This is a genomic window from Shewanella khirikhana (assembly GCF_003957745.1).
GTDB lineage: Bacteria > Pseudomonadota > Gammaproteobacteria > Enterobacterales > Shewanellaceae > Shewanella > Shewanella khirikhana.
Map to the genome: position 1 here is coordinate 3202672 of NZ_CP020373.1, position 18107 is coordinate 3220778.

An 18107-nucleotide genomic window follows, 5' to 3' on the forward strand; every position below is an offset into this window, starting at 1 on the left:
TAGACGTCTAAATTGACAGATGGCTGGCTATCCCATATTCTTTCGCCTAAGTTGTCGGGAGATGAAGCCGTAACGACACAAATTTTCAGCGAAATCGCGATGATGCAGGAAGAATGTCGCCCTTTCGCCCCCGATGAAGAGAGAAAACCTTGAACCAGTCCAACGCCTCCAGCCAGCGTCCGGCTTCGTTTGTGGCACTGCTGCCACTGTTTGTGTTCCTTGCCCTGTTTATTGGCGCCGGTGTTTACTTCACCCAGCAAGGGGTGGACTTCGCCTTCTATCAGCTGCCCAGCGTGGTGGCCATTCTGCCCGCCATCGTACTGGCGCTGCTGCTGTCCAAGCAGAAGCTCAATCAGGCCATAGATACCTTTATCGGTGGGATTGGCCACAGCAACATCATCGCCATGTGTTTGATTTATTTGCTGGCAGGCGCCTTCGCTTCGGTTGCCAAGGCCACCGGCGGCGTGGATGCCACTGTGGCGCTGGGACTGTCGCTCATCCCCTCTGATTTGCTGCTGCCGGGCTTTTTTGTAATTGCAGCCTTTATCGCCACCGCCATGGGTACCTCCATGGGGACTATCGCTGCGGTCGCGCCCATTGCCCTTGGGGTATCTGAGCAGGCCGATATTTCTCTGCCACTGATGGCCGGTGCCATCATCTCCGGCGCCCTGTTTGGTGATAACCTGTCTATCATTTCCGATACCACCATTGCCGCGACCCGTACCCAGGGCTGCGACATGAAAGACAAGTTCCGCGAGAACCTGATTTTCGCCATCCCTGCATCGCTTATCACCCTGGTGGCCTTCACACTGGCAGGCCATGGTGAGGCCAATGTGGCGCCCCAGTCTGTGGACCTGGTTAAGGTGCTGCCGTACCTGTGTATTCTGTTTTTGGCAGTGGCCGGTGTGAACGTGTTTGTGGTGCTGATGCTGGGTATTTTGCTGGCAGGCGGTGTGGGCCTTACCACCACCGATTACACTGTAGTGAACTTCAGCAAGGACATTTACGCCGGTTTCACCAACATGCAGGAAATCTTTATTCTGTCGATGCTGGTGGGCGGCCTTGCGGCACTGATGCAGCAACAGGGCGGCCTGACCTTTGTCAGCAACCTGATTGAGCGCCTGATTGCCCGCTTCTCCAAGGCCAAGGGCGAAGCGTCCTGCCGCGCCGCCGAGCTTGGCATGGCTGGCATAGTGTCGCTGACCAACGCCTGTGTGGCCAACAACACAGTGTCGATTGTGGTCAGCGGCGATATTGCCCGCGACCTGGCACAGAAGCACGGCGTCAGCGCCAAGCGCAGCGCCAGCGTACTGGATATCTTTTCCTGTATTGTTCAAGGACTTATACCGTACGGCGCTCAGGCACTTTTGATTGGCGCAACCTTTGCCATTACCCCTTTGGAGGCAGTATCCTATGCGTGGTACTGTATGATCCTCGCGTTGGTGGCAGTGCTGATAGTGGTATTCAGGAAACGCCACTGATTGTTAACGGAAGGCCATGCCTTCCATCGGAAGCAAGATGGCCAATAAAGACAAAAACGATTTCGGTCAGTTCGATCCCCACCGTTTGGTATTCCACATGTCCATCGGTGGGGTCATGATATGTGCCTTCGGGGCAATGCTGTCTATTTGGTCGGTGTTCGGCACACTCGGCTGGGATATCATAAACTTACGCATCGATAAGCTCGGCGACTACTTAAGCTCGCCGCTGGCTTACGTGTATAACATCTGCCTGTTGTTTGCCGGGGCCAGCTTTGTGATTGCCATGCTGGGCCTGTTCAGCATGAAGTACAACCGCTTCAGCCGCTATATCTCCATCATTGGCGGCTGCACCGGGCTTGGGATCATGCTGCTGGGCATTTACCCGTTCAACGACCCTGTGTCGCACCGGATGGCGGCGATATTTTTTGTCACCTCCAGCCTGGCGATGTTTGTGCTCTTGCTCCTCACCCGCCGCAATAACAAGGAACTGTGCAGCGTCCCCTTGTTCGTAACCGCCATTGTGGGGCTGGCCTCCAGTATCGGTCTGCTGGCACAGATTAATCCTGAGACCCTGGATTACCTGCCCTGCGGCCCGCTGGAAGAGTTCTGCCCGGTGGCCTTCACCATGTGGATCCACACCTCAGCCACCATGCTGGCAGGTATTGGGCTGGCCATGATGGCGCGCTCGCTCATCCACCAGGCCATTGAAGAGCGCCGCCCGGCGCTGTGATTGTGGAGGCGGTAACAAGTTTGCCACGCCTCCCTTGTCTGGCTGATTCCAATAAGGCAAAGTAGCGCCAACCTCAATCAGAGGAGCCTGTAAGTGCCTACCCTGTCTCCACTTCCTGGCCAGCGCGACCTGCCGTGTCTGGTGTTTTTGTTGATCCTCTTATCCGTGATTGTCGGCGCGCTGGGCATTCTCGCCAGCATGCTGTATCACCTGCAATCAGGCACCATGGGCTGGGATTTTCGCCCCTCGGAGCTTGGCAATTACCTGATTTCGCCGCTGGCCTGGGTCTATAACGCTGCACTGATTTGGGCCGGGCTGTGGCTGATGCTGGCTATGCTGGCACTGGGCTTTGCCAAGCCGCAATTTCCCGACCTGTATTTACCCCTGAGCGGCGGCTGGCTTGGGCTGACCGTCTCACTGATGGGTATTTTCCCCGAGCATTATGGCGCCCTGCACAGCGCCCTTGCGGTTTGTTTTACCCTCGGCATGGCGGTGACCCACGCGCTGGTGCTGGCGGCACGATTCAAGGGCAATATCCATTACGCCAGCCCATTTTTGATGCTGCTGAGCCTGTTGGGCCTTGGCTGTGCCATACCGATTTTAGGCCAGGTGGACTGGCCCAAATTTGCGCTGATGATCTGCCCGCCCACACCTGCGCAGCCTTGCCTGCTCGATGTGCTTTTGTGGCTGCAGCTGGTGCTTGGTATGCTGTGGTGTCTGGTTCTCGCGGGGAATATTCGCCGCAAGGTGCGTACCCGCCCCGAATTCTGAGCAGGCTCAAATGACTCTCACGCCAAAATCCACACCCCAAGCCCAGGCCCCGACCGCTAACGCGGGCAAAGGCATACGTTTATGCAAGTTTCTCGCAGACGCAGGCGTGTGCTCCCGCCGGGCAGCCTCACGGCTGATTGAAGCAGGCCGGGTGAGCCTTGATGGTGAAACGGCAAACCACACCATCAGGGTGTTACCTGGCGCTCAGGTGTGTGTGGATGGAGCCCCCATTAGCCACGGCGCGCCGCGCCAATACTATCTTTTCAACAAACCCGTTGGCATGGACTGCCGGTTGCTGCCAAACGATCCCAGCAGCCTGCTGGATTATTTGCAGAGCCGATTTCCGCCACAGCTTCACCTCTACCCCGCAGGCCGGTTGGATAAAGACTCCCGCGGCCTCTTACTGCTCACTAACGACGGCGAGCTGACCCAGCAGCTGATGCACCCGGATTATCATCACGAAAAGGGCTATCTGGTGACCCTCGATAAACCACCGCTGGCAGCAGACATCGCCGCCATTGCCGCCGGCCTCGATTACGGTGATGGCCTCACCCGCCCCTGCCGGATTAAACATCCACCCACTCAAACCGAAGACAATACACAGCTGCGTATGTGGCTGACTGAGGGCAAAAAGCGGCAAATACGCCGCCTGTGGCAGGCCCGGGGTTATCGGGTGGTGGATCTGCTCAGAGAATCGATACAAAGCCTGACCCTTGGCAGTCTCACCGAAGGCGAAATACGGCCCCTGACCGAGGCTGAACTCAGTGCGCTCAAGCAGTCTTTGGCCATCAAGCAGCCTTAGAACATACGGGTTAACCACACTTTCAACCTCAACCCATGCTGTTGAAAATTATTGTTTAACTCAATTTCTCCCCATTTTTACCCCTAATTCATGTTCACAAAATATCTGCCGTGGCATAGCTTGGCTCTGGAACAAGTTACCCTGGAGAAAGGACATGAAAACACATTGGATGGTGGCCAGTGCAATGCTCGCGCTTAGTGCAAACCTTTACGCCCATGAAGAACCAATAGAATCCACATGGTGCGAAGGGGGACGGGTGGTATTACTCGGGAAATTTACTCTGCATGGCAACCAGATAAGTCGCTACGCCGACCATGTTGAGGAAACGGGTGAATGTCCCAGTTCGGGGGATGTGGTCACCAAGAGCTGTGGTCAGTTCGACGACATGTACGCCAAAGCCCGCAGCTCCGCATCCAGCCTGTGCCATCAGTTTGTTTATCGCACCGGCAATGGCGATGACGGTACAGTAAGGCCAATTTTCTACGAGCCTGCCAGTTTCAGTAACAAGGACCCCAACCACCATAAACTCTACCGGCTCGAGCAAGGGGTCGTCTTTGCCTGTGGCCTGTGCGAAATGCCGGAGATTGTGGACAGCCGCCAGCTGGAACTGGCCAAATAGCTCCCCTCGGCTCCGCCCTTGCTGTGATTGGGTCGGAGCCATTTTGATTCGAAGAAAAGCCTACGCTCATCCCAGCCCCGGTTGCCTGGCCAGGCTAGAGCAATGCCCGGGCATACAGGTGCTGGTTCACCTTCTCCAATTTGGCGCTGAGCTCTGCTGCGCGCTCGTCCCCCAGGCCACACTCCGCCAGCACATAGTGGCCCGTTCGCAGCACCTCCCGCCATCTGGGATTGCGGGGCAAGGTACGGATAGACAGATAGCGATCCAAAGAGCGGGTTCTAAGTCTCCCTTCGTCGATAGACACCCGCCAGATCCCGCTCTGCTCGGCGAGCTCAATTCGACTTTGCCTGCTCGATTGCTCCCAGGCATCGACCGAATAGATCATCAAATCCACCAACAGCTGATGAAACTCCGTCTCGCTGAGCAGCGCCGCTTGGTGGGAAGCGGGCTGCTCACCGGCTCGCATCAGATGGATAACGGTAATGGGCTCGCCACTGGCGATGCTGGAAACCTCCAATTGACACTGTATCGGACCCGAGGCCGTGTTGACTTGCACATCGCGGATCAGCAGATTTTCAAACTCGGCACCATCACTCAGGCTCGCCCAAAAGTTATCGTTTCCTCTCGGGATCAGCACATCAAGCTGCATATTGTCGGTTTCGCTGCCCCGATACCCAAGCAAGTTCAGGCTCGCTTGATTGGCAAATATGATCCTGTCTTTATTATCGGCCACCAGCATGGCCTGATTCAGCTTACCGAAGGCGCCGCGCAGCGACTCCAGCGAAACACCCAGCTCTGCCACCCGAGCGCGGTGAACATCGACCTGGGTCTGCATCACCTGACGCTCCGCCAGCCTCGCCTGATGCAAACGCCTGATAACCACTGCGGCCACCAGCATCAGCAATACCAGCCCACCCAGCAACAATCCAAGCTGGAAATTGCGTCTGCTTATCTGCAACGCCGAAATCTGGTTGTCCTTTTGCAGCATGTCCAGCGCCTGTTGTTGCTGTTCATACTCGAATTTGGTGCGGATCTCCGCCAGAGTTTGGTCATATTGCTTCTGATGCTCTTCACCGTCATAGGTGAACTTGGCTTTCAGGTACTGATTGGCCAATTGCCAGCGTTGATAGCGCTCGGCATTGTCTACCAGAGCATCATAAAAGCGTGACGTCACCAGGGGATCGGCCGACTCCAGTGCCCGGTTAAGCCCGCTGGTGAGCATGGCGTCAGACTGCTGAAACTGCCCCTGCAAACTGAGCAGCCTGCCCATGGCCAGATTCAGCAGTATGCTTTGGGCCGTTTGGCCCACTTCAGTTTCCATTTGATTGGCCTTCTCGATGATCTGCGCCGCCAGCTGGGTTTGCCCCAGAGAAAATTGCCCATCAGCCTGAAGCAACAACACTCTGAGCATGGCGGTTTTGTCGGCTACGGACTCGAAGTAGCTCAAGCTACGTTGCAACACCTCAGCGGCCTGTTGATGCTTACTTTGGTGGCTCAGCACCCTGGCAATGTTCTCCTGGGTATGGGCCATGCGATCAAGCTGGCCGGCCTGTTGGTATAGCTCAGCAGCCTGCAGAAAATAGGCTTCGGCCCGGGGCCAGTCGGCCATTTTCAGGTAGACGTTGCCGAGGTTATTGAGCGTTACGGCAATACTCACATTTTGGCCCGTTTTCTGAGCCTCATTTTGAGCCTCATCCAGAAGCAGGCGCTTTTTGCCCGCCAGACTTTGCTCAAACGCCGAGATAGCATCTGCAAACTGGCCCATTGCCATATGTGCCGTCCCCAGATCGCTCAGCGATATGGACAACTGCTGCGGGCTTTGTGCCGACTCGTAGGCACGGGTGAATTGCCCCAGAGCGGCCGGATACTTGCCCTGACGATAAGCGAGAATGCCACTGCGACGCAGATAGTTGAATGTCAGCTCCGGGGGGAACTCGCGCTGCTTCAGGGATACAGCCAACTGGGCATCCCAGCGGCTGGCGGCGTCCAAATCACCCTGTTTGATATAGAGCGCTATCAGATGGGTGCCAGCTTCAAACTCGGTGACTCCCATTCCCTGAGTCTTGGCGATCAGAGCCTCACAATCCAGGATCCGCTCGGGTACGTCTGCGGGGTCGGTAAAACACACAGGCTCTGCCGCCATCGCTGGCGCCATATATACAAGTATCAGGGAGATAAGCAGTCGGCGAAACATGAAAAAGGGCATCCAGGCAATGATACATTAGGTTTAACTGTATCATCGCCCGGCACCCGGGATAAGCTCTATCACATGGCATTAACAGCCTCTCAGCGATAGGTCAGGCTATTTGCGCTCAGTGTCAGTTTTACGGTTCCAATACTCGGATATAGCATCGAGGCCGGGCAAAGGCTCCACCGGTACATCACCACCTGGCTCAGCAATTTCCAGCTCCACATGCTCGGTCATCGGCGGGATGGTATAGCACTTGTCCATTCGGAACTTGATCCCCTGACTGGTAAAGTAGTAACCCGGCCCCACCATATTGGTGAAGGTGTAAGGCGCATAGTGGGTCACCCTTACCTGCCCGGAGCCCGGCACACTGTAACCGCCGAATCCACCACCACCGCCGACAAAGTTTTGCGAGTAGTTATAGGTAGCCGTGGCGGCAATGTAGTATTCGGGATCCGCCACCCCAGCGGGCACTGTGCCACTGTAGTTGGCCAGAATTTGTGATTCACTCCAGCTGACATCCGCTATCTGCACTATGGTGCCGCGATAACACCAGGGTACCGCCTGAGCCAGACTGCTTAATGACATTGCGACCAGCAGCGCGCCTATCTTGATATGTCCGTTTTTCATTGTTGTTTCTCCAAAGCAAGTTTGATTGATTGCCAAACCACTATGGGAAACGCCAGCAACGAATACGACCAAATTCACGGGCAAAATCGGGAAATTGCCCGGAATTTACCCGGCAATTCTTATTCACTACAGACTGACATTAAATAAAAAACGGGGCCAATAGGCCCCGTTTTTTATTCAGTCAGTGAGCAGACTGTTATTCAACAATATCCATCTCGGCCAGCAGGTTGTCTGCTTTGTCGAGGTACTTCATCACCCACAGCATGTAGCGGCTGTCGACGTGGATGGAGCGGTTGATGTTGTCGTCGTAGTTCCAGTCGCCAATGATGCTCTCGTACACACCATCAAACAGCAGACCCACCAGTTCGGCGCGGCCGTTCAGGGTTGGCGAACCAGAGTTACCACCTGTGGTATCCACGGTAGACAGGAAGTTCACAGGCACAGAGTCGATGTCTTTCACGTAGAAATCACCGTACTGCTTGGCTTTGATCAGTTCCAGCTGCGCCTTGGGCGCATCGAATGGGTCAACACCTGTGTCTTTCTGGGTGATGCCTTCGAGGCGGGTGAATGGCACGGCGTACAGACCATCCTTTGGAGAGTAACCCTTCACGTTACCGTAGGTCACACGCAGGCTGGAGTTGGCGTCGGCATAAACCGGCTTACCCTGCTCGTTGTTGTAGGCAATGATGGCTTCCATATAGGCAGGACGTACCTTCATCAGCTCACCGGCCAGCTCTTTGTCGGCCTTTTCACGGGCCATAGAGGTGTCGAAGGTGGCAACGGCCAGTTGGATGAATGGGTCTTTGCTGGCTTTAAAGTCGGCCACAGACTTGTCCATCCACGCCATGCGCACGTCTTTGTTACCGATTTCGGTTTTGGCGTACATCTTGTCGAGCTGCTTCTTGAGCTTCTTCTCGTCAAACTTCTTGCCAATACCAAAGTAGGCATCGATGTCGGCGCGGCGCTTGTCGGCTGGCAGCGCGGCGTAACGGGTCAGCATTTCAAACAGAACAGCCTTGTCCACTTCGGCGTCGTAGCGGCGATCGATGCGCTCAAGACCGGCCTTGAAGCGGGTCATGTCGCGATCCTGGAAGCCTGGCTCACGCTCCATGTCCGGCAGTTGCTTTTCATGGGCCAGACGATACAGGCGCTTGGCAGTGCTCATTGGGGTGGAGTAACCCATGTAGCCCAGGATCAGATCCAGTTCCTGAGTCTTGTTGCTTTCGCTGACCAGACGCTCGAGGTCTGCCAGAGTCTGACCATACTTGGCCTGACGCTTGGCATCGGCCTTGATCCAGGCAGCCAGCTCGGCTTCACGGGCCTTGCGGTCTTCCAGCATGGTGGACTTGCCGTAGAACTCAATCATAGATGCGAAGTTCTTGGCATAGTTGGCCAGGCTTGCGAGCGTGCTTTCGTACTTGATACGGGCATCGCTGCCTTCCGGCGCAGTTTCTTTGATGAGGTCGATAATGCGCTCACGCAGCTCGCGGCTGGCGGGGTAGTTCCAGGTGAACTGGTTTTCGACTTCAGAGGCGGTGCGGTAGCGGTTGGTACGGCCAGGGTAGCCGGTTACCATCACAAAATCTCCGTCCTTCACGCCCTTGGCAGAGACTTTCAGGAAGCTCTTTGGCTCGTATGGCACGTTGTCTTTGGAGAAGTCGGCTGGCTTGCCGTCTTTGCTCACATAGGCGCGGTAGAAAGAGTAGTCGCCGGTGTGACGTGGCCACATCCAGTTATCGATATCACCGCCGTATTTGCCCACGCTGGCGGCTGGGTTGTGTACCAGACGCACGTCGCGGATTTCCATCTGCTTGATGAGGTAGTACTCGAGGCCGCCATGGAAGCTATACACGCTGCAGCGATAGCCGTCTTCTTTTTCACACTCGGCCACCATGGCCTTTTCTTTGGCTTCAACACCCTTGTAGAAGGCATCGCCCTTGAGAGACTCAAGGCCGGCCTTGATGTCGGCGGTCACGTCGGTTACTGACTCGGTCACGTACACACGTGAGCCGGGGGCAGCAGGCAGTTCTTCATCGAAGCTCTTGGCCAAAAAGCCATCCGCCAGCAGGTTTTTCTCGGCGGTGGAGTTGTACTGGATTGAGCCATAGGCACAGTGGTGGTTAGTCACTACCAGACCTTTTGGCGACACGAATGACGCGGTACAGCCACCCAGGCTAATCACGGCATTCATGGGGAATTCGGTCAGTTTGGAGATGGACTCGGGGTTGATTTCCAGGCCCTTGGCTTTCAGCGTTTTTGCCAGCGCAGGCAACTGATGAGGTTGCCACATACCTTCATCTGCCTGGGCGCCAAAGGCGGCCGCGATGGCAGCGGTCAGTAACCATTTTTTCATTGTTTTATTCCGTTGTGAGTTGTTATCGATCGCATTGCTGCGCCCATAAAAAAAGCCGGGCACGAAGACCCGACTTTATCATATGGCCCAAGCCTGTTACAGCTTGGAAAAATCCGTTTACAAATCCGCTGTTACGGCTCCGGTTTACAGGGCAACGTAAAGCTGGGCGGCGATGATGGCAAGTCCTGCCACACCCACCAGCCCCAGCGCCAGATTGCCACCGCGCACCTGATAGCCTTCGGCGCCTTCACTGCGCTGCTTCATCGCCATGGCAATCGGCAGGAAGATAATCATAAACACCAGCGGAATGGCGGCAAAACCCAGAACCGCCACAAAGCCTTCGGGCACATACAGGGCACACAGCACCGGCGGCACAAAGGTAATCAGCCAGGTTTGCAGGCGACCAGCCATGCCGGTTTTGGCGCGGGTCAGTTCGGCCAAAAAGTCGAACAGGCTCATGGTTACCCCAAGGAAGGAGGTAATAAGCGCAAGGTCGGCAAACACAGACACACACTTGCCCACCAGCGGCTGGGCTGCAATGTCCTGCAAAGCGCCAATCAGCTTGGGCAGGGCGCCGCCAAAGCCTTCAATGGTGTCGCCGCCCACGGTGCCCAAGGTCACCAGCAGCCACAGGATGTAACACACCAGCGGGATGGTAGAGCCAATCAGCAGCACCTTGCGCAGGTTCACCGCATCGCCATCAAGATAGCGCACCAGGGTTGCGATACACACATGGAAACCAAAGGAAGTAAACACCACTGGGATAGCCGCCATCCAGGCGTTACCCGAGGCTTTTTGCACCGCATCGGCGGCAATGGTGGCGCTGTCCACTTCCGGCAGCAGGAACCCGACCACCAGCACCAAAAGTGCCACCATCAGGGTAAACAGCAGCCTTGAGAGCTTATCTACCCAGCCCACACCCAGGGCGGCAATGCTGCCCAGTGCCAGGGTAAACACCAACACCGCCAGCTGGTTATCCAGAGCGATATCAAACATGGTTTCAAAACGCAGCACCAACAATGATGAACCGCCGGTGAGGTAAGCGGCGGTCAGGGCAAACAGCAGGCTCAAAAACGACGCGCCCTGAATAATCTGGCCCTTCTTGCCCAGGGTCTTGCCTGTGATGGCATGTACGTTGTCGCCCACGCCACTGCGCAGGTTGATTTCGAGCATCAGCAGGGAGGTGTATGCGGAGATGGCCCACACGCCAATCAGCAGCACAAGTGCCGGGATCACCCCGAGGGCGGCGGTGGCCAGAGGCAACGCCAACATGCCGGCACCAATGGCGGTACCCGCCACAATGGCGATAGAGCCTAGTATTTTCAAATTCACGGAACTGTCCTGTTCAAGTCTTGAATAGCAATTGTTGTTATTGGGAAGCGCGAGGACTTGTCCGCAACTTCCTTAAGGTCTGAGCCTGTTTTCAGTACTGCCGAAGGCCTTCGCAGTGAAGACACCTATCCCCATCAGCTTTGTCGGGCTTTCTCAATAAAAAACGACTGCAGCCGACATTAACAGAGGCGCCAAGGCACGGCAAGCGCGGCGCCTGAGGCTGGGAGCGAGCTCTACAAGGGCGTTACAGCGCCATCACATGGGATAAAGAATGTAACAGCGCAGCGGCAGATAGCAGCCGCGACTTGTCAGCCGCCGCATCGAATGTATAATGGCCACCTCGCTTTCGGGGGAGTAGCCAGCCCAGGCAACTAACGGCTTGGGAGTAAACATCAACATACTTGGCCTCATGCCATGGTGTTTACGATAAATCAGCGATTTATCCGGCAAGACCTGAGTACGACGAGCCACAACTATACTATTTCGGGGTGGCGGGCTGGTCGTGCTTGTTGGTTTGCCACCCCAGGAACGCATCATGTTAGAAGCCTTTACCGCCTCCACGTTGACCGTGGCCATCGCCGAAATCGGTGATAAAACCCAACTGCTGGCCCTGCTGCTGGCTGCCCGCTTTAAAAACAAGACCGCCATTATCCTCGGCATTTTCATTGCGACCCTGGCAAACCATTTTGCCGCCGCCTGGCTTGGCCAATGGGCATCGGGGTTGATCAGTCCTGAGCTGGCGCGCTATCTGGTGGCGGGCAGTTTCTTCGCCATCGCCCTGTGGGTGCTGGTGCCCGATAAAGTGGAAGCCGAAGAAAGTGCGCTCTACCGTTTCGGCCCCTTCCTGGCGACCCTGGTACTGTTCTTTATTGCCGAAATCGGTGACAAAACCCAGGTGGCCACAGTGGTACTCTCGGCCCGTTATGATGACTTGTGGATGGTGGTGATGGGCACCACTGTGGGCATGCTGCTTGCCAACGTGCCTGTGGTGATCGCCGGTCATTTCAGTGCCGACAAGCTGCCGATGACCTGGATCCACCGCGGCACTGCGGTGCTGTTTGCCGTGATGGGCGTAGCCACCCTGCTGTGGCACTGATGCACTGTAAGCAAGTGTCTGAATAAAAAGAAAGGGAAGCGATTGCTTCCCTTTTGTTGTTCTCAAGCCTGATACAGCAGCTTAAAGCACGGCTTAGAGCGCGGCGCGAATACGCTGGCCGTAGTCGGCATCTGCCTGGTCGAAGTGCGCCAACATCCGCTGCTGCACTTCTGTTGTTACCTGACGCAGGGTCGAGGCGATGGTCTCGGCGAGGCGATTCTTCTCCCCTTCACTGAACAGGCGGTACAGGTTACCAGCCTGGGTGTAGTCGTCCTTGCCGTAACGGCTGTAGCGGGCGGCTTCACCTTCGAGACGCAGCGGCGGCTCAACAAAGTGGCTGGCATCCGCCAGGGCACCGGTTGCCGTGCTTGGGCCATAGTTGGCGCTGGCATCACCACCTGTCTGGGTCTGCTGACCTGTGCTCTGGTGATAAGGGCACTGGGTACCGGCCATGGCGCCGCCACGCTGGTGATGATTGGCCACAGTGGCATGTGGGCAGTTCACCGGCAGCTGGTTGTAGTTGGCACCGATGCGATAGCGCTGGGCGTCGGCATAGGCAAACAAACGGGCTTGCAGCATCTTGTCCGGCGAGGCGCCCACACCCGGCACCAGGTTGCTGGGGGCCAGCGCCGCCTGCTCTACTTCGGCAAAGTAGTTCTGTGGCATGCGATTAAGCTCCAGTACCCCAATTTCAATCAGGGGGTAGTCCTTGTGTGGCCATACCTTGGTCAAATCGAACGGGTCGATGTGATAGGTGTTGGCATCGGCTTCCGGCATAATCTGCACATTCACGGTCCAGCGCGGGAAGTTGCCATCCATGATGGCCACCATCAGATCCCGCTGGGACGAGTCAGGATCTATGCCCTTGAGCTTATCGGCCTGCTCGTTGGTCAGGTTCACCACCCCCTGCTGGGACTTGAAGTGGAACTTGACCCAGAAACGCTCGCCTTTGGCATTCCACAGGCTGAAGGTGTGGGAGCCATAGCCGTGCATCTGACGATAGTTGGCCGGAATACCGCGGTCAGACATCAGAATAGTCACCTGATGCAGCGCCTCAGGATTCAGCGACCAGAAGTCCCACATGGCCTGAGGATCTTTGAGGTTAGTCTGAGGGTTACGCTTCTGGGTGTGGATAAAGTCCGGGAACTTGATGCCATCACGCAGGAAGAAAGTGGGGGTGTTGTTACCCACTACATCGTGGTTACCCTGCCGAGTGTAAAAGCGCACTGCAAAACCACGTGGGTCGCGCTCAGCATCGGCTGAGCCCATTTCACCGCCCACGGTGGAGAAACGCACGAAGGTTTCGCTCACCTTGCCTTCGCCGATAAAGTGGTCGGCAATGGTGTACTCAGACAAGTCACGGGTCAGGGTGAAGGTACCGTAAGCGCCAGTACCCTTGGCGTGCACGACCCGCTCGGGGATACGCTCGCGGTTAAAGTGCGCTAGCTTTTCAATCAGTTGCCAGTCTTGCAGCAATACCGGGCCGCGGCTGCCGGCAGTCAGGGAGTTCTGGTCATCGGCGATAGGAGCGCCGTTTTGGCTGGTGATATAGTGACTCATCTGCATTTCCTCTTATTTATCCGTTGATTTCGTTGACTGTCTGGCGTACCAGGCTTCTATCAGGTCATAAAGGGTGGCCATCTTGCCTCCTGAGTGCTGCGACCTTGTCGATGAGGAAAGACTACGCCAATCGAAAACTCAGATAAAACGATTAAATCAGATGATTACAATCTATCATTCCGATGAAATAAACAATCTTTAATCGGAAAAACAAAAACGCGGCCTGGGCCGCGTTTTTGCTGGGGGCGAACTTAGTTACTGTCTGGCTCGCGATAAAGCTTCACCAAATAATACGCATCAATCAATACGATAAAGAAATTCACCAGCGCCACAGGCAAGGCGTCGATGGCGAGGCCATAGGCCACAAACAGCGCGGCGCCAATCAGGTTCCACCAGCGCAGTTTTTTAATGTTGGCCATCATCAGGGAAATGGCCACCACCACAGAGGCCAGATAGCCCACCCATTCCCAGATTGTTGCTGTGTCCATCGTTAATCCCTCAAGGCTGTGGTGACGACGATTTGTGATACTGACAGTCTAGTTCAGCGCTCGACAACCGCCGCCGTCATACGTGAAATACAGGTGAGTTCACCGGCGCCATTATGCACCAGCACCTCCCACACAGAGCTGCGTTTACCCAGATGCACCGGCCTGGCAGTGGCGGTAAGCACACCGTTACGGGCGGCGCGCAGGTGGTTGGCGTTAATCTCCTGCCCCACGCAGTAAAACTTTTCAAAATCCACCACGAAATTGGCGGCATAACTGGCCACGGTTTCGGCCAGTACCACATTGGCACCGCCATGAACTATGCCCAGCGGATTGTGCACCGCGGGAGTGGCTGGCATGGTCGCCTTCATGTAGTCGTCACCGATTTCGCTGATTTGGATCCCAAGGGTCTTCATCAGGGTGCCACGGCCATGCATGCCTTCGTCCATTTTGGCGCAATCTTCCAGGGTGACGGGCCTGAACCAAATACTCATTCGTTGTTCCCCAACATATGGATTATTGCGCCAGTGTACTTGCCACTGTGCCACAGGTAAACCGGCGGTCACGTCCTCCCGTGGTATGAAAAGCGCTTGAAACTGGAAAGAAAAAGGGGATGCAAGCATCCCCTTTTATGCGCCCGGCTAGCCAGAAGGCATCCGGGTTTCAGCTCTTAGCGAACCCGACGGCGGCCCAGACCCACCAGGGTCAACAGTGCCAGCATCAGGCCACCAATCGCGCCGCCATCATCCTTCTTATCGGGATAGCTCAGTGCCACAATCACAGGATCGTGATCGGACGCTGAAAAGGCGTTTTCGGATTTATCCAGGCTACCGGTGAACTTTTTGCCGTATTCAAACAGGTTGGATTCCACCGAGTTGATGTGCCAATCCTCGATATCCACCACCCGCTTGGCCAGGCTGTCGTTGCCCAGGGCATGGTCGAGATTACCCAGCTCACCGTTGTAGCTGTAAGAGTAGGTGTCGGCGCCATGTACCTGAGTGTTCAGGTTAATCAGGCCGTAGCCCTTCTCAATCACGCTGCCTTCCTGCTCGAAGGTTTTGCCTGCCAGTGTGGTGTAGCTGGCGGTTTTCACCGCGCGTTCGGACTTGGCGGCATCGTAATCGGTCAGTACCCGCACCGGATCTTCCATGCCGTAGGCGTTCAGATCACCAATTACCAGCAGATCGCCTTCGATGTCTTTTACCGCTTCGCCAATCACCTTGGCCGCAGATACGCGGAAGGCATTACACTTGCCCTGCAGATCGGCCGGATCGCGTTTTTCGTCGAAGTTTACCCAATCTTCAAGACAGCCAGAGCCCTTGGACTTGAGGTGGTTAACCACCACGGTCAGCTTGTCTTCTTTCACCTTGAAGGTTTGGCCCAGGCTGTGACGCTGGTACTTATCCTGCGCCGGGCTGGTTTCAACTGTGCCCTTGTTGTCGCGGCTGGCCACGCCTTCCGGCGCGTGCTGCTCGGGGGTTTCAATCACGAAGGCCGCACCTTCCGGGCTCACCTTGGCCGCGCGGTACAGCATACCCACGGTAATGGCATCGCCGCCGAAGTATTTGCCGTCGGTCTTGTCGGCGTCGGCAATTTCCACAAAGCTGTAAGCGTTGTCGGCGGTTTGCTCGGCGTTCAGAGCATCCAGCAGATTCTGAATCGCACTCTTCTCACCAAAGCCGTTGTTGGCGATTTCCATCAGGCCAACGATGTCGGCATTCATGGCGGTGATGGCATTCACAATCTTGGTGCGCTGCAGCAGCATTTCTTCTTCAGTGAGGGCGCCGCGGTTGGAGCCGGTTGGGTTGGCATCGCCGCCCACCACATCGTTGAAGAAGTTCAGCACGTTGAAGCTGGCCACACGGATATCGCCTTTCTCGGCCACAACCGGGGCTTCGGTGCGATCCATACCACGGACGATGTCGGCCGGAGTAATGGTATTGGTGGTGACCAGGCGGTATTCGTTGTAGCTGTAGCTCACCATGCCTTCGAGGCCTTTAAGCTCATCGCCCACGCGGATATAACCGGTTTCGGCGTTAAAGTCTGGCAGGAAGGGCACTACGCCATCGGCGGCTTTGAAGTCAGACTCGACAAACAGCTCGTTGCCACGGTTTTGCTTTTCAAGGGCAATGGCTTCTTCGCTGAGGGCCGGATGCACCTGAGTGGGCTTCATCAGCGGCGCCTTGTGGGACAGCATCAGGTTGTTGCGACGACCGGCATAGTCGTAGCTGAAGGTGCGGCTGACTTTCATCTCGCTGCCGGCATCCAGCACTATCTTCATGCCTTCGAAGCGCTCCAGTGCCTGCTCCAGGGTCTCGCCTTCTGTCACCGCAAATGGCACGGCACCGGGCACCTCGCCCTTGGCGCCCACTTCAAACTTCTTGTCGGCCTTGATATCGATTTGGGTCAGGCCGTAATACTCTTTTACCTTACCCTGAACACAGACTTCGACGCCGGGCTGAATGGCTTCAGGGGCGGCTTCGCCGAGGAACACAAAGATACCGTCGGAGGTCAGCGGCGAGTTATCGCCTTTAACATCCTGCAGATAAAAGCCTTTGGCCAGGCTCTCACCGCGGGCAGACACCACGCCGCGCAGGGTCACTTCGGTTTCGGATTCAAACTTGCCATCGGGTACCAGCGGGCTCTTGTCACCGCTGCCCTGAATGTCATAAATAGGTACCAGGGTGGCACCGGCGCAGCTGAACGCAGGCACTTCAGGTACTGCCGCGCTGTCCAGGCTGCCAAGGCCAGAGAAGGTATCTATGTCAGAGGTGTCCCAATCGGCTTCGTTGAACACAGTCGCGGCTTTCAGCGCGCTGCTCTTGCGGGCGATAGTGACGTTCAGGCCCCAATCTTTGGGGGTGGGGATAGCACCTACTACATCCACAATGGCGCCATCTTTCATCAGGGCCACGGCGTCGGTGCCATTGAAGTACAGATCGCCCGTCATGGCGTCGGTACCGGCCGGCAGGGTAATAGCTGCGCTTGGGTGGGTGATCACCTTGATGCCCTTAGCACCCAGGGTTTGACCATCCAAAGCCACCATGTTGGTGGGAGTGGTGGCGCCATCTTTATAGCGCACCAGGGTGTAACCGGTCAGATCAACGGCCGCATCGCCGCTGTTATAGAGTTCAATCGCCTTGTTGTTGGCACTGCCTTCAACATACTCGGTGATCATCACATCGGCTGACGCTGCCAATGGCATAGCCGCCGCAACTGCCACAGCAATGGCAGTCAGCTTTTTAACATTATCCATATTTTCAACCCCGTTATTTTAATAATGGCGTTATCTTTCGTTAACGCGGGCGGGATTGTTACAGAGTTAAAACTCTAAAAGAAGAGCTTGGATCACAGTTCGGGGAAGGGCCAATTGGGCTGTGTCACACTCAAGACTGAATAAATAGCGAATACGCGCCGCAACCGGCGGCTGGAGAAGATTGAAAAAATCTTAATATACAAACACTAAATGAAAATTTTTAGGGTGTTGCATACGCTAATTTGGTGAATAATTCCTGCCAAAATGGATAAAGCCGCGCTGGCGAAACCTGATTCAAATGCTGATATTTTGCGCGGCAACTTTCCGCACGATAGACGATAAAATCGCTTTTACAGCAAGGCGTTATCAAAAGTGAGGGCGGATAAAAAAAGCGGCCATAAAGGCCGCCTGAAACTTACTGCATGCGTCGGCTCAGTTAAACACCAAGCGGCGACACCTTCGCAGGAGATGACACCGTGGGTGCCCGGTATCATGGTCTCGAAGAGTAAAAGTCGCTCACATACTGTGCCCGCAACCCCAGCCATTGGAAACCCCAGGGGCCATACTTCATACTAAGCTACTAATGCTAAACAGCTAGCCCACCCAGACACCCTTCGACAAAACCGGCTCCATCCGCTTGGTATTGTTAACTTTTTGCAAAAACTCATACCCGTCATACTCGCGATTTTATCTCATCAATTAAATAGGCTTTCTTCCAATTGTGACCTGAGTCTCAACTCCGTAAGTTGGTGCCTGAATTAGGTGCAATGTGCACTGGAGTTTCACGCATCGCAAAGGAGTGTC

14 protein-coding genes and 1 riboswitch are annotated in these 18107 nt (G+C 55.6%); of the genes, 6 read left to right on the top strand and 8 right to left on the bottom strand.

Annotated features, from left to right (window positions below; all coding sequences use genetic code 11):
* Positions 1-149: 149 nt before the first annotated feature.
* The 5 genes from STH12_RS14015 to STH12_RS14035 all read left to right on the top strand — a co-directional run bounded on the left by STH12_RS14015 (position 150) and on the right by STH12_RS14035 (position 4403).
* Positions 150-1481, top strand: a complete 1332-nt coding sequence (locus tag STH12_RS14015; protein WP_126168112.1) for a Na+/H+ antiporter NhaC family protein — start codon at positions 150-152, stop codon at positions 1479-1481.
* Positions 1482-1497: 16 nt separating this feature from the next.
* Entirely contained in the window at positions 1498-2211 is a 714-nt protein-coding gene (locus STH12_RS14020) for a hypothetical protein (protein WP_126168113.1), read from the top strand.
* Between the two features lie 93 nt (positions 2212-2304).
* Positions 2305-2982 carry a hypothetical protein gene (locus tag STH12_RS14025; protein WP_126168114.1) on the top strand — a complete coding sequence of 226 codons (678 nt, stop codon included), beginning with the start codon at positions 2305-2307 and terminating at the stop codon, positions 2980-2982.
* A 10-nt stretch (positions 2983-2992) separates the two neighbouring features.
* The gene (locus tag STH12_RS14030; RefSeq protein WP_335925340.1) at positions 2993-3784 is read left to right on the top strand and encodes a pseudouridine synthase; all 792 of its coding nucleotides are present in this window, start codon (positions 2993-2995) and stop codon (positions 3782-3784) included.
* Between the two features lie 154 nt (positions 3785-3938).
* Positions 3939-4403 (top strand): hypothetical protein, encoded by a 465-nt coding sequence (locus STH12_RS14035; protein ID WP_126168115.1) that lies wholly within the window; start codon positions 3939-3941, stop codon positions 4401-4403.
* Positions 4404-4497: 94 nt separating this feature from the next.
* Here STH12_RS14035 and STH12_RS14040 read toward each other — a convergent pair whose 3' ends face one another.
* From STH12_RS14040 to STH12_RS14055, 4 genes are all read right to left on the bottom strand, one after another.
* Positions 4498-6546, bottom strand: coding sequence for a tetratricopeptide repeat protein (locus tag STH12_RS14040; RefSeq protein WP_164551215.1), 2049 nt, complete (start codon positions 6544-6546; stop codon positions 4498-4500).
* Positions 6547-6705: 159 nt separating this feature from the next.
* Positions 6706-7221, bottom strand: a complete 516-nt coding sequence (locus STH12_RS14045) for a hypothetical protein (protein WP_126168117.1) — start codon at positions 7219-7221, stop codon at positions 6706-6708.
* A 196-nt stretch (positions 7222-7417) separates the two neighbouring features.
* The gene (locus STH12_RS14050; protein WP_126168118.1) at positions 7418-9574 is read right to left on the bottom strand and encodes a S46 family peptidase; all 2157 of its coding nucleotides are present in this window, start codon (positions 9572-9574) and stop codon (positions 7418-7420) included.
* 144 nt (positions 9575-9718) lie between these two features.
* Positions 9719-10906 carry an aromatic amino acid transport family protein gene (locus STH12_RS14055; protein WP_126168119.1) on the bottom strand — a complete coding sequence of 396 codons (1188 nt, stop codon included), beginning with the start codon at positions 10904-10906 and terminating at the stop codon, positions 9719-9721.
* A gap of 337 nt (positions 10907-11243) precedes the next feature.
* Positions 11244-11351, top strand: a riboswitch (yybP-ykoY riboswitch).
* Between the two features lie 90 nt (positions 11352-11441).
* Here STH12_RS14055 and STH12_RS14060 point away from each other — a divergent pair.
* On the top strand, positions 11442-12002 hold the full coding sequence (locus STH12_RS14060) for a TMEM165/GDT1 family protein (protein WP_126168120.1): 561 nt from the start codon (positions 11442-11444) through the stop codon (positions 12000-12002).
* A gap of 93 nt (positions 12003-12095) precedes the next feature.
* Here STH12_RS14060 and katB read toward each other — a convergent pair whose 3' ends face one another.
* The 4 genes from katB to exeM form a co-directional block, all read right to left on the bottom strand.
* A complete protein-coding gene (gene katB / locus STH12_RS14065; RefSeq protein ID WP_218567749.1) occupies positions 12096-13562 on the bottom strand; it encodes a catalase KatB in 1467 nt (488 codons plus the stop codon).
* Between the two features lie 251 nt (positions 13563-13813).
* Positions 13814-14050 carry a YgjV family protein gene (locus STH12_RS14070; protein ID WP_126168122.1) on the bottom strand — a complete coding sequence of 79 codons (237 nt, stop codon included), beginning with the start codon at positions 14048-14050 and terminating at the stop codon, positions 13814-13816.
* A gap of 53 nt (positions 14051-14103) precedes the next feature.
* Positions 14104-14541: a PaaI family thioesterase gene (locus STH12_RS14075; RefSeq protein WP_126168123.1), complete on the bottom strand. Its 438-nt coding sequence runs from the start codon at positions 14539-14541 to the stop codon at positions 14104-14106.
* 176 nt (positions 14542-14717) lie between these two features.
* Positions 14718-17303 carry an extracellular exonuclease ExeM gene (gene exeM, locus STH12_RS14080; protein ID WP_126168124.1) on the bottom strand — a complete coding sequence of 862 codons (2586 nt, stop codon included), beginning with the start codon at positions 17301-17303 and terminating at the stop codon, positions 14718-14720.
* Positions 17304-18107: the final 804 nt, after the last annotated feature.

Bases quoted from the DNA above. Each gene is read 5' to 3' on its own strand.
- STH12_RS14020 (WP_126168113.1), top strand. From the start codon at position 1,498: ATGCCTTCCATCGGAAGCAAGATGGCCAATAAAGACAAAAACGATTTC.
- STH12_RS14050 (WP_126168118.1), bottom strand. From the start codon at position 9,574: ATGAAAAAATGGTTACTGACCGCTGCCATCGCGGCCGCCTTTGGCGCC.
- STH12_RS14030 (WP_335925340.1), top strand. From the start codon at position 2,993: ATGACTCTCACGCCAAAATCCACACCCCAAGCCCAGGCCCCGACCGCT.
- STH12_RS14040 (WP_164551215.1), bottom strand. From the start codon at position 6,546: ATGGCGGCAGAGCCTGTGTGTTTTACCGACCCCGCAGACGTACCCGAG.
- STH12_RS14070 (WP_126168122.1), bottom strand. From the start codon at position 14,050: ATGGACACAGCAACAATCTGGGAATGGGTGGGCTATCTGGCCTCTGTG.
- STH12_RS14075 (WP_126168123.1), bottom strand. From the start codon at position 14,541: ATGAGTATTTGGTTCAGGCCCGTCACCCTGGAAGATTGCGCCAAAATG.
- exeM (WP_126168124.1), bottom strand. From the start codon at position 17,303: ATGGATAATGTTAAAAAGCTGACTGCCATTGCTGTGGCAGTTGCGGCG.
- STH12_RS14045 (WP_126168117.1), bottom strand. From the start codon at position 7,221: ATGAAAAACGGACATATCAAGATAGGCGCGCTGCTGGTCGCAATGTCA.
- STH12_RS14035 (WP_126168115.1), top strand. From the start codon at position 3,939: ATGAAAACACATTGGATGGTGGCCAGTGCAATGCTCGCGCTTAGTGCA.
- katB (WP_218567749.1), bottom strand. From the start codon at position 13,562: ATGAGTCACTATATCACCAGCCAAAACGGCGCTCCTATCGCCGATGAC.
- STH12_RS14060 (WP_126168120.1), top strand. From the start codon at position 11,442: ATGTTAGAAGCCTTTACCGCCTCCACGTTGACCGTGGCCATCGCCGAA.